This window comes from Thermanaeromonas sp. (assembly GCF_021890735.1).
GTDB lineage: Bacteria > Bacillota > DSM-521 > Neomoorellales > Neomoorellaceae > Thermanaeromonas.
On record NZ_JAKKUR010000054.1, the window covers coordinates 1 to 11,048 of the forward strand.

The 11,048-nt window shown below is 49.6% G+C and carries 14 protein-coding genes; 13 read left to right on the top strand and 1 reads right to left on the bottom strand.

What is annotated here, in order from left to right; genetic code table 11:
* The first annotated feature begins 105 nt into the window (after positions 1-105).
* The 13 genes from L5656_RS08335 to L5656_RS08395 all read left to right on the top strand — a co-directional run bounded on the left by L5656_RS08335 (position 106) and on the right by L5656_RS08395 (position 9,637).
* A complete protein-coding gene (locus L5656_RS08335; protein WP_297201691.1) occupies positions 106-654 on the top strand; it encodes a hypothetical protein in 549 nt (182 codons plus the stop codon).
* Positions 655-1,151: 497 nt separating this feature from the next.
* Positions 1,152-1,823 carry a hypothetical protein gene (locus tag L5656_RS08340; protein ID WP_297201694.1) on the top strand — a complete coding sequence of 224 codons (672 nt, stop codon included), beginning with the start codon at positions 1,152-1,154 and terminating at the stop codon, positions 1,821-1,823.
* Positions 1,814-2,764, top strand: a complete 951-nt coding sequence (locus L5656_RS08345) for a hypothetical protein (RefSeq protein ID WP_297201696.1) — start codon at positions 1,814-1,816, stop codon at positions 2,762-2,764. The genes L5656_RS08340 and L5656_RS08345 overlap by 10 nt, the downstream gene beginning before the upstream one ends.
* A 111-nt stretch (positions 2,765-2,875) precedes the next feature.
* Entirely contained in the window at positions 2,876-3,646 is a 771-nt protein-coding gene (locus L5656_RS08350; protein WP_297201699.1) for a hypothetical protein, read from the top strand.
* A gap of 1,040 nt (positions 3,647-4,686) precedes the next feature.
* A complete protein-coding gene (locus tag L5656_RS08355; protein WP_297201702.1) occupies positions 4,687-5,388 on the top strand; it encodes a recombinase family protein in 702 nt (233 codons plus the stop codon).
* A gap of 1 nt (position 5,389) precedes the next feature.
* Entirely contained in the window at positions 5,390-5,689 is a 300-nt protein-coding gene (locus L5656_RS08360; RefSeq protein ID WP_297201705.1) for a helix-turn-helix domain-containing protein, read from the top strand.
* Positions 5,686-5,940 carry a type II toxin-antitoxin system RelE family toxin gene (locus L5656_RS08365; protein WP_297201708.1) on the top strand — a complete coding sequence of 85 codons (255 nt, stop codon included), beginning with the start codon at positions 5,686-5,688 and terminating at the stop codon, positions 5,938-5,940. Before L5656_RS08360 ends, L5656_RS08365 begins: the two co-directional genes overlap by 4 nt.
* 66 nt (positions 5,941-6,006) lie before the next feature.
* Positions 6,007-6,537: a DUF4352 domain-containing protein gene (locus L5656_RS08370; RefSeq protein WP_297201710.1), complete on the top strand. Its 531-nt coding sequence runs from the start codon at positions 6,007-6,009 to the stop codon at positions 6,535-6,537.
* 12 nt (positions 6,538-6,549) lie between these two features.
* Entirely contained in the window at positions 6,550-6,900 is a 351-nt protein-coding gene (locus tag L5656_RS08375) for a hypothetical protein (RefSeq protein ID WP_297201715.1), read from the top strand.
* A gap of 321 nt (positions 6,901-7,221) precedes the next feature.
* Positions 7,222-7,794, top strand: coding sequence for a helix-turn-helix domain-containing protein (locus L5656_RS08380; RefSeq protein WP_297201718.1), 573 nt, complete (start codon positions 7,222-7,224; stop codon positions 7,792-7,794).
* Positions 7,795-7,907: 113 nt separating this feature from the next.
* Positions 7,908-8,339 (top strand): MerR family transcriptional regulator, encoded by a 432-nt coding sequence (locus tag L5656_RS08385; protein ID WP_297201721.1) that lies wholly within the window; start codon positions 7,908-7,910, stop codon positions 8,337-8,339.
* 51 nt (positions 8,340-8,390) lie between these two features.
* Entirely contained in the window at positions 8,391-8,960 is a 570-nt protein-coding gene (locus tag L5656_RS08390; protein ID WP_297201724.1) for a hypothetical protein, read from the top strand.
* A gap of 221 nt (positions 8,961-9,181) precedes the next feature.
* Positions 9,182-9,637, top strand: coding sequence for a hypothetical protein (locus L5656_RS08395; protein ID WP_297201727.1), 456 nt, complete (start codon positions 9,182-9,184; stop codon positions 9,635-9,637).
* 38 nt (positions 9,638-9,675) lie between these two features.
* On the opposite strand, the gene L5656_RS08400 is transcribed toward L5656_RS08395, so the two are convergent.
* Positions 9,676-10,965, bottom strand: coding sequence for an IS256 family transposase (locus tag L5656_RS08400; RefSeq protein WP_297201731.1), 1,290 nt, complete (start codon positions 10,963-10,965; stop codon positions 9,676-9,678).
* Between the last annotated feature and the right edge of the window lie 83 nt (positions 10,966-11,048).

Sequence of the window (11,048 nt, forward strand, 5' to 3'; positions counted from 1 at the left end):
ACAGAGGATTGAGGGACCGCCACCTTCATTTTCCACGATTTTTGGGACAACGCCAGATACGCAGATAGAGGCAAATTTTTTATCACCAAACAGGAATTAAGGAAATTGACCAACTTAGAAGATGCTCCTGAGCGGGTAGCTAGGCTTTATAGTAACTTCACCTATGCGGAAGGAGCGCATCTATTTGAGTACACCAGTGGATATCAGAAGTTAGAGTTTAAAGAATGGAATATCGCCGCTGATCCTGAAAAGAACGACATTAACCGTAAAAATGCCGAACGGTGGGTACAGGAAATTAAAGAACGGGTGAAAAAGCTCAGGCAGGACAAGAAAGCCAAAGAAGAGGCTAAAAGAGCGGCTAAAAAAGCAGAGTATATAGCAATAACCCCAGAAGACCTCCCAGCTCTATTTGACCGGCTTTATTACCAAAAATATGGGCGTTTACAACCTAACAGGTGGGCTGCCAATAGGCGGGAAAGGTTAGTGGAATGTGGCAAATATTACGGGGCTGATAAGGTTTTTCAGGCCATGATGTTTTACTTTAATGCCACCGAGGTTCCGAACACCGCTCATACCAGCACCCGGACAGTAGCGAACTTTCTAGCAAATATTGAGGAGCTTTTAAGAAGGGCCACTAAAAGACAGGTAGGTTAGGTGGACGGAGTTAGGTAGACAGAGTAGGTGGACAAAGTTACGTGGACATCTTTCAGTACATTGGGTGGACAATGTTACATGGACATTTTTTAACACATATTCTTGGATTTTTGTCCACACATCTAAAAACTACCCAAAGTATAAAAAGTATAATGCCAGGAAGTTAAAAGAGTTACAGCAAATAAGACAAAGTATAAAACCTATCCGCTTGCTTCGCTTTCGCTTCGCAAGCGGCTTCTAGTCATCACTAAGTTTCTACTTCTTCTACAACAACCTCCTTCACTCAACAATGGTAAATGGTATTCGTAGCTGAAGAAATGAAAGTCTCATACCCCTATTAGAATATCAACTAAGGGGCAAATCAAGCTGTTAGTAGCAGTTAATGGGGAGTATAATTGAAATCACTGAAAGCTTTGTGGCACAAAGGATAGAGGCTTAACAAATGGAGCGAATCCCGAAAATTTGCTTAATGATTTCGAGAAAAAGTTGGTGACCAAATGGGCGGCCCTGGTTCTGGTAGTTGGTATAGATTCAATACCAAAGACCTGGTGGAAGATTGCTACAGCGTCGACATCAACCGTTGGCACCGGGAGGGGCTACTGCAGCCCGGGTTATACTTTTCCTGGGCCTGGAAAGACAGCCGGGGCGACGTCAAGGCCAGCATAGGGGTCAAGACGCTACCTGGAGCGGTAGAGTTGGCCTACACCGTTACCCCCAGGAATGGGGAAGCCCAAGAGATCCGCTATCAGGTGCCCCTTACCTACACGCCCTGCAACTACGGCGGGGAGCGGCCCTGGTTTGTTTGCCCGGGTATGGGATGCGGCCGGCGGGTGGCGAAGCTTTACCTGAGGGGCAAATATTTTCTGTGTCGGTACTGCCATGACTTGGCTTATGAAAGCCAGCGGGAAGACAAGGCGACCCGGTTTTTGAGAAAGGCGCAGAAGATCAGGCGGCGGCTTGGGGGGCACCCGGGGCTGGTTTACCCCTTCCCTGAGAAATCGAAGGGAATGCACTGGAAGACTTATTATAGGTTGAGATTTGAGGCAGCGGAAGCAGAGTGGGCGAGCTGGGTGGCTCTACAGGAGAAGCTGAAACGGTGGCAGGCTAGCCTTCAGCGGGCTGAAGAGGAGCTTAAGGGCCTTAAAGGGAGGTGGCAGAAATGGGCATAAGCGAGGCCAAGCTTATAGCAAACAGGGCGAATGCCCAGAAAAGCACTGGCCCGAGGACGCCTGAAGGCAAGGCTAGGGTAAGGCTTAACGCCCTGAAGCATGGTATCTTGGCCAGCGAGGCGGTGATCCGGGCAGGGGAAGGAGCAGAAGAAGCCGAGGCTTTTGAGGCCCTCTTGGCTGAACTCAAAAATGATTTAACCCCCGCCGGGGCCCTAGAGGAGTTGCTGGTAGAGAAGCTGGCCGTTATTATCTGGCGGTGGCGGCGGGTGCTGAGGTACGAGCTCGGGGCTATCCGGGAGCGGGCCGACGAAGCTGTAGCCGCTTGGCGGAAAGAGCAATATGAGGCCTACTTGCGGACTAAAGCTATGAGAGAAGAATTCCCCTATTCCCACCGAAATGACCCGCCCCTGGAAGAGTGGAAACATACCGAAGAGTTGAAGTATGAGCTGGAGGAAGCGGAAGAAAAGCTTGGGGCTCTCATGGAGCCTGAACCGCTTAAGAACCCCAAGGAGGCCCTTGTATGGGTTTTGGCTGAAGTTGCGGAAAAAGAGGGGTTGAACGTCAAACGATTATTGGGCCTCAAAGGCGGCGGGGAGTGGTACGACTTCGACCTGGGCCAAGTAGACCGGCAGGCCCCGGCCCGGCTTTTCGAGGCCTTATGCAAGAAATGGGAAGTGGATCAGGCGGAGGCCTGGAAGAGACTGCGGGCCCGACAGGAGTACGAGCGGGATAGGGCCAGGGCTACCCTTGAGGAACGACTGCGGGCAGAAGAGCGAGTGAGAATGCTTGCAGCCCTGCCTGACGGGGAGGCCCTGGAGAAAGTGATGCGCTACGAGGCCCACCTTGCCCGGGAGTTTGCCCGCACTCTGGAGCAGTTAGAGAAGGCTAGGGCTTTGGGTAGAGAAGGGGCCAAGAAGGAGAAGGTCGCAGCGGCTGGGTAAGTTAAGTTGGGTTTGTTTGGCAAAAACCCAGCCTTTAACAGCAGTACCTGGCTTCCATATCGGGTGTGGACTGAAAGTAGATGGGCAGGTAATTACCGGGGGTGGTTTACTATGTGGGATACCGTAGGCATGATTGCCCTTTTTCTTGTACTTCCGATAACCCTGATTGGTGCGGTTGTCTCAGCAATTAAACGCAAGCCGGTTTGGAAAAAGTGGCTAGCTGGGGCCGGGGTAGCCTTTATAGTAATGGTGGTTAGCGCGATTAATGCACCAGCACCAAATGCATCAGCGCCAGAAAAAGCCGTTTCTCCAGCCTCGACAACCCAAGTTGCTACGACTGCGGAACAGAAAGTAGACCAATCGGCGCAGCAGCAAGGAGAACAAGAGGTCTCCCAACAGAAAGAGACGGCAGACGTTGATAAGGAGCACATAATACCGGGCTTAACGTCGGGAGATATAAAAGTAAACCTGGAACGGACTTGGGGGTTCAAATTTACTGGCCCCCAGATTAGAAACACTCTCGCAATAGACCACGGAGAAGCAATAGACCCGGATACCGGGGTCGAACTCATTTGCGATATTTACGAACCGTCGCCAATGGCCATTCAGTGGGTTGAATTTATGGTTGATGGCTCTGCGGTGGCCGGGAGTTTGGATAGTGCCCTTTTTAACGCAGTAGCAGAAGGTTATTTGGGATATGCTGCTACTGTGCCTTACGATGGAGCAGATCAAGAAAAGGCTAGGGCCTGGGTGGAAGCTAACATAAAGGCGGCGAATAAACAGGGAAAAGTATTAACGACCGTTATAGGGCCCGTTAAATTTGAACTTTACGGCACACAATGGTTCCGCGTTCTGGAGGTAAAACCGGCTCAAGCAGAATAAGGTGGTGACGACCCACCTCGAAGTGGGGTTTACCACCGGAGAGAGCGAAGGGGGAAGGCTGGAGAGGGTTTGACCCTGAAAATGACAAAGAAGGGAGAGGAGGGCTTTTAGAAGGCCCGTAGAGCGGCCAAAAAGGCCGGGTAGGTAAAAAAATATTTACCCGGCTTTTTTTGTGGTCTTGTAGGCCAAAATAGAGGCCCTAGAAGGCATTTTGGAGAGGGAGATTGAAACCTTGGAGTACAAGGATACCGTTGCAGGCTTTTTATCTCTTTTCGGAAAGCTATCCTAACCCTTTCTACATCTAATCCTTTTAGGATTAGAAGGGAAGCCCCCCAATGCGTTTGATTTTGGATTGGTCTTAACTGTGGTGTCTTACTTTAGCTCCTTGTCGGAACTCTCAAGTAGGACGCCTTTCCGGGCCCGCTACCGACTCTCTATGGCTACTTGGTATTACCCAGGCGCGTTTTCGGCCTTAGGGGGCTGCGGCAGGTAATGGGTTTGTTTGGCAGAAAGCTGGGTTCCTATGCCCTGTACAAAGTTTGGTGCCATCTTAGTTAGCAGATAAACCTTTTAGTTTGTGCCTTGGTGGCAATTGAATCCGTTCACTCAGAACAGGGTGAAAACAGGGGTTTATTCCGTGCCCACTTCGATTCCGCCAAGTTGAATGCTAGTACGATGTGCACGTACACTGGCCTGTTTCGACGGTTTTGCCGGGCCATAAAAAAGCACCACGGAAGGTTCTGGCCGACTTGTATCGTTACCTTTGGCATGGGCGTAAAACGCACTAGGAGGCTCTAGAAGACGGGTTCCTAGTGCAGGTAAATAAAAAAATATGTACCCATTAGGAAAATCGCTTGCACCAAACGGTAGAAATGGCAGAAGTGGAAGGTACTGGATCTTTATGGGGTCTTACTACTTTGTACAAAACGGACCAGTTTTGTACGACATAAAGGGGTAGAAATAGACAAAAAAGGGTTGACGTAGAGGTATGTATAGCTTACAATGAGGATAGAAATGGTCAAAGAAGGGGATAAAATGGCATGGAAAAGGCTGTCTGCTATGTAAGGGTTTCCACCGAGGAACAGGCCCGGGGCGGAGTGTCCCTGGCGGCCCAGGAAGAGAGACTCAAGGCTTACTGCAACATGGCCGGACTGGAAGTGGTGGAGGTAATCCGGGAAGAAGGTGTCTCAGGAGCCAAGCCCCTAGCCGTCCGGCCAGGAGGAGAAAGGCTTCTACACCTAATAGCTCGTAAGAAAGTCAAGCATGTGGTGGCTTTGAAATTAGACCGGCTCTTTCGGGATGCCGAAGACGCCTTGCGCCAGACCAGGGCCTGGGATAAGGCAGGGATAGCCCTGCACCTAGTGGATATGGGAGGGCAGACCTTAAACACTGCAACGGCTATGGGCCGGTTCTTCTTGAACATGATGGCCGCCTTCGCCGAGCTGGAGCGGAACCTGATTGCGGAGAGGACGGCTACCGCTCTGGCCCATAAAAAAGCCCACCGGGAAGCTTATGCCCCTACTCCCTATGGCTTTGAGCGGGTGGGAGACACACTGCAGGAAAACACCCAGGAGCAGGAGATAATAGCGCAGATATTCGCCTGGAGGCGGGCCGGCTGGAGCTTGAGGAAAATCGCAGCGGAACTGAACAAGCGTGGAGTACCCACGAAGCAGGGAGGCCGGTGGTACGCCTCTACGGTACGGTATCTCCTGCAGAATAGCTTATATCAGGAGGTGGCATAGGATGGATAGGCTTTTGACGCCGGAAGAAGCGGCGGAGATCCTTGCTGTAAGCCCTAAAAGCATCCGGGAATGGCTACGCCAGGGGAAACTCAAAGGCGTCAAAGCAGGCAGGCTCTGGCGGATAAGAGAGCGCGATCTGGAGGCCTTCCTAGACCCCGTACTTCATACCCTAGAGACGGCCCCGGAAGATGACGAGCCGTTGACCGAAGAAGACAAAAGGGCTATTGCTGAAGCAGAAAGGGCTATAGCACAAGGCAAGACTAAACCCTGGGAGCAGGTCAAAAGGGAACTAGGACTATGAGGCTTGAGATAACAGAGCCGGCTCAAAAAGACCTGGCCGACCTGGATACAAAGACACAGAGGCGTATTAAGGCCGCCCTGGACAGACTGTTAAGCTACCCCCAGGCCGTAGATTTGAAGAAGCTTAAGGGCAGCCCGGACATGTGGCGGCTTAGGGTGGGAGACTGGAGGGTTATCCTGCGGCTTGACCGGAAGCAGGGTGTCCTTTACGTCCTGCGGGTAAGGCATAGGCGGGAGGCCTATCGGGGCTAAGAAAGGGGGCGATGCTCCTAAAGAAGGCAATGCAAGCAAAAAAGAGCAAGCTGATTTAGTAAACCCTTGAAAGGAGGTTATTTTGCCCTGAAAAAAACTTGGTTCATGTTTTTTGTTGTTGGTCTGGTTTTATTGATAACCGTGGTCGGATGCGGGGAAACCGTTACCTCGGAAAAGGCGGACACAGCTGCACCCAAGCCCCAACCACCCCCAAAAACATTTTCCATAGGCGAGCCTATCAAAATGGGAGGCCTGGTTTTTACTGTTAACGGGGTACGGGAAAGCAAGGGTGATCAGTTTATCCGGCCGAAAGAAGGCTATATTTATAAAATAGTAGATGTCACGTTGGAAAACATTGGAGAAAAACCTGCTGCCATTAGTTCCTTAATGATGTTCTCTCTGGCTGATTCAGAAGGTTACAGGTACAAGGTAACCATAGGCCCAGAGACAAGAGGAAGTCTAGATGGCGAATTACAGCCAGGGCAAAAAATGCGCGGTGAGCTAGCATTTGAGGTTCCTACCAAAGCAACCGGACTTCAGCTCTTATTTGAGCCTAATGTACTGGGCTTCGGGCAGGCTATTGTTTCACTGAAGTAGGAGGGGGAAAATATGAGGATAGCTTCAGGCATTATCTCTATATTTTTAGGGCTAATAGTGTTATTGCAGTCTTGTGCGGTCAATGTAGGAGGAATCGCATTTGGCGAAAAATCAGCTCAAGAAGGCGGTAGTGTTGGAATTTTAGTGGCTTTACTCTTCGTTGTAGGTGGGGCTTTTGCTTTTGGGCTTCCCAAAGTTACCATGATCATTACTGGAATAGCGGGAGTATTAGGTATAGCAGCTGGAACAACAACAGTATTCAAGGATATGACTATATGGGGCGTTGTTGCATTAATTTTGACCGCAATGAATTGGTTTGCTGCCCGTAAACCCAAAGAGCCCCCGGTTAACAAGAATGTTTAAATACCTTCATGACAAAGGGGGATGGACACCCTCTCCACCAGTGAATAGGGGTTGGCAAGGGGGTATGGATAGGGGCCCTTATCAACTCCTATTCAAATGACAAGGGGTGTGATAAGGGGTGGAAGCTAAGTATATCAAGCATTTTGGGGAAACCCCTATCCAACGTGACAAGGATTGATAAGGGGTAGTGGATAGACACCCTATTCATCGTTGGATAGAGGTTTGAATAGGGACACTATCCACGTGATAAGGGGTTGGATAGGGGTATGAACAGGAACCCTTACCAGATGAACACGGGTTTGACAAGGGGTTGGATAGGGGTTGAAGCTGAGCTTGAAAGAGGCGGCAGAGGCCCTCGGGATAAGCCTGACCACGGCCCGGCGCTGGATCAAAACCGGCCGACTGAAGGCCACCATGAGGGAAGGCCCTTACGGGCCGGAATACGTAGTTACTCAAGAGGAACTAGAGCGGGCCAGAAGGAAAAATCCTACCCCTGTTACTGTTATTGTTCCTGAACCAAAAGAAGAACAGGGAATAACAGTGCCCAGGGAATGGCTGATTCAGGCTATGAGGCAGGCCCTGGAGCAAGCCATAACCAGCGCTATCGGTCAAGTAGCCAGGGGCATGGAGGAGAACTTTGCTGCCTTGGTCAAAAGCTTAGAGGAGACTCTGGCCAAACAGTGGACAGGGGTTGAACAAGGGCTGAAGCGGGAGCTAGAGGAGTTGCGGGCCGAGCTCGCGGCCACTAGGGAGCTATTGAGGAAGCAGGAAGAAGAAAGCCAACGAGCCGAGGCTGAGCGTGACCGACTCCTGGAGGAAAGAGATAGGCGGTTGGTGGAAGAGATACGGCAGGCACTTCAGGAGAGGAAAAAGCCCTGGTGGAAGTTTTGGTGATGGTGGGTTATGATTTGGGAGAATGAGAGTAAAAAGCAAGTTGCTCGAGGCCCGCTTTTTTATTAACCCTGTATAATTGAATTGAGTCAATTCGATAAAGGAGGTAACTGCTCTTGGAGGGATTTACTGCTGGAGAAGCCGAAAAACTGACTGGAGTACCGTATGACCGGCTGGATTATTGGGCTAGAAGTGGGTTTATAAAACCAAGCGTGGCAGGGGCGAAGGGAAAAGGTTCTAAACGACTTTACAGTTTTCGTGATCTAGTCGCTCTAAAAACAGCCAAAGAGCTGCGTGATTTAGGTATACCCTTGCAAACTTTGCGTAAGGTGGTGCGGCACCTTCGCCAGTTTAAAGGGTTGGAAAACCCCTTGGCCGAAGCTCGGCTTGTAGTAGCTGGTAATGACGTTTTACTAGTGCAAAGTCCAGAAGAGCTGATAAGTGTACTAAAAAGTCCGGGACAGGGGGTATTACATCTGGTACTTGACCTTCCCAAAGTAGTAGGCGAATTACAGGAAAGGATCCGAAAGTTGCGCCAAACTGCTTAACAAAAACGAAACGCCCGGCTCGCACCCGGGCGGGAAGGAGGTTAACTCCCTTTGACTAAAAATAGCATACCACCAAACCCTCTAAGTGAACAAGAGGAGAGAGATGGTAACCGGAAGAGCATCCAAGCGTTACCACCACTAGAGGCTAATTTTACCTTGCTACCAAACGAGCTCTTTGATAAATGGCTACCAAAGTTTAGAAGCCTAGCCGAAATGAAAGTGGTCTTTTATATTGCCCGACACACTTACGGATTTCACAAACTCTTTGACTGCCTATCCTTAAATCAATTCCGTCACGGAGTAACAAGACCAGATGGGACAAAGTTAGATAACGGAACTGGACTAAAAGAAGACCATATTATCCGGGGACTACGGCAAGCGGAAGAAGACGGCTTCATCCTCTCATACCGTTTCGGCCCCCCTGGTAAAGAGCAAAAATTGTATTTTATCAACTGTGAAGAGTCTAAAGGCCTTCTTCAGTTACTGAAAGAGGGGGTAATTGAACCAGAAGCCCTGTTAAAAGGCATGAAGCTAGAGCAGCTTGTAAAAAAGTACCCCGGGATAGTTAGGAGCCAGTATCTAACCAAAAGTCCATATTTAGAAGACGATAACCCAGGTTAGATCCACCCCCTCCCGATTAGGGAGGGGGGTACTCCCGATTAGGGAGGGGGGTACTCCCGATTAGGGAGGGGGTGTGGATAACTTTTTAGCCTCTCACTCTTACTGCCACAACGGTTTACGGACTTTCGGGCCTCATACTAAATAAACCACTAAAAAAAATGACTAAAAGGGGATAAGGATAGATAGCCAAAACACAAATTTTTACCACGGGAGGAAAGTTTATGAGCTGGTTTCCCTTGGCTAGAGACCTTATGGAAAACGAAGAGTTTATTAAATTCTTTAGCCCAACTGAAAAGCTTTATACCTGGCTTCTGATTAGCGAATATAACTTTCGCGGCAGTAGTTTCTACTGGGCAGATGTAGAAGTTGCTGTAACATTAGGAACCTCCGAAAAGACTGTTAGAAGAGCTAGAGAACAGCTTGCTAAACTAGGATGGGTAAATTATATACCTGGAACCCTTGACAAAAAAGGCAGGGGGTTAGCCACAAAATACCTAGAAGTAAAGTGGGCTACTCCAGAAGATTCCAGTTGGTTTGCCCAAATGCATCGACATACTTTTAACATGATGTTAAACTGCTTGCGGCACAAACAATTTAAGCCTGGCGATGTGGTGGTTTATGTTTACTTGAGCTATTGGTGGTGGAAATGTCGAGGAAGATACGCGAGCATGTCCTAAACGTCGTGGAATTTTGGTGGCGCCCTCTTTCGCGTTTTTTAAGCCGTTTTCACCCTCCTGGAAGTCTCTGGAGTAGTAATGACTTCCAGCAAAGCCGTGGCCAATAAGGGTAACTCTCGGTATCCTTTGATGCGGTTAAACCCCTTCTCGGCCTGAAGCAGTCCAGCTGCAGCCCAGCGCAAAACCTGCATCCCATTTCGCCACCTCTTTACGTTCCGGGTAACAACCCTGACCTTGTCAAAGGCCGTCTCTATTACATTCGTTGACCGTAAAGTTTTCCACAGGGTTTCGGGTAGACCTAGACGGGTAACGGTCAGCGTCTCCTCTAATCCCTCCCGCAGGCTCCTCGCTGCCCCAGGGTACTTATCTTCAAGGGCATCAGCTAGCCTATTTAGTTCCGTTAAAGCCTTATGATAATCCTTTTCTGACCAGGCTTGCTCTAGCTTCTTACCCACCCATTCTTGGGCTCCTTTGGGCAGGTGTTCTAAGACGTTCCGCTTCTTATGCACCTGGCACCTCTGTACTACGGCCCGATTACCAAAAACTTCTTTAACCGCCGCCCTTAAAGCTTTGGAGCCGTCTATGACCACCAGTATACCCTTTTCCACCTTTAGGCCGCGTTCTACAAGGTTGGTAAGAAGAGACCTACAGACTGCAGCATTCTCTGTAGCCCCTTCCCATAAGCCCAAGACCTCTTTTTCGCCTTTGTCAGTGATGCCTAAAGCAGCTACCACTGTATGCCCGGCAAACACAACCCCATCAATTACCAGAACCAAGAAACGTTTGTCTCCCAAAGGCCTGCTTAGCAGCTCCTCTAAGGCCTTACGGGTAGCGTAGATAAATCGCCGGCTTATGGTGCTCTTGGAAGTCCCATGAACAGGTAATTCTTCTCCTATGGGTTCAAGGCTATGCTTATAGTGCCTTATGGATAACCCGTAAAGTATATGCTCTAGAACTGTCTCAGTTATGAACCTTTCATCCTGGAAGGCTTCATAGGTTTTAAGTTTTACTTCTCTGCCGTCTATGGTGCGCACCCGGGGACGCCGGATCGCCACCTTTCGCCCCCCTAACACCACGCTACCTTTCTCGCTCCCATGACGAAAACTTGTGCGCTCAGGATTGTGCTTTCCTTTAGGTCCCGCTATCTCAGTTACTTCAGCCTCCATCATGGATTGAACCACATCCAAGCCTACGGCAACGGAAAGGGCTAAGAGCCCTTCCTTGGCTTTACCTATGATCTCCCTTAAGGATACTTGTACATGGTCAGGTAAGTTAGGAAAGCCTCCGGAGGATATTGGGTTTTCTTTTGACTTGTGATATACTGGCATTGGTGGCGGTTACCTCCTTTTGTATGGATTGTACTGGCCCCCGATAATTTGGACTTAAACGACCAACACGCCACGGCTCGCAT

Excerpts from the sequence above, each read along its gene's own strand:
- L5656_RS08365 (WP_297201708.1), top strand. The coding sequence starts at position 5,686 with ATGAGGCTTGAGATAACAGAGCCGGCTCAAAAAGACCTGGCCGACCTG.
- L5656_RS08395 (WP_297201727.1), top strand. The coding sequence starts at position 9,182 with ATGAGCTGGTTTCCCTTGGCTAGAGACCTTATGGAAAACGAAGAGTTT.
- L5656_RS08350 (WP_297201699.1), top strand. The coding sequence starts at position 2,876 with ATGTGGGATACCGTAGGCATGATTGCCCTTTTTCTTGTACTTCCGATA.
- L5656_RS08400 (WP_297201731.1), bottom strand. The coding sequence starts at position 10,965 with ATGCCAGTATATCACAAGTCAAAAGAAAACCCAATATCCTCCGGAGGC.
- L5656_RS08375 (WP_297201715.1), top strand. The coding sequence starts at position 6,550 with ATGAGGATAGCTTCAGGCATTATCTCTATATTTTTAGGGCTAATAGTG.
- L5656_RS08345 (WP_297201696.1), top strand. The coding sequence starts at position 1,814 with ATGGGCATAAGCGAGGCCAAGCTTATAGCAAACAGGGCGAATGCCCAG.
- L5656_RS08360 (WP_297201705.1), top strand. The coding sequence starts at position 5,390 with ATGGATAGGCTTTTGACGCCGGAAGAAGCGGCGGAGATCCTTGCTGTA.
- L5656_RS08355 (WP_297201702.1), top strand. The coding sequence starts at position 4,687 with ATGGAAAAGGCTGTCTGCTATGTAAGGGTTTCCACCGAGGAACAGGCC.
- L5656_RS08340 (WP_297201694.1), top strand. The coding sequence starts at position 1,152 with ATGGGCGGCCCTGGTTCTGGTAGTTGGTATAGATTCAATACCAAAGAC.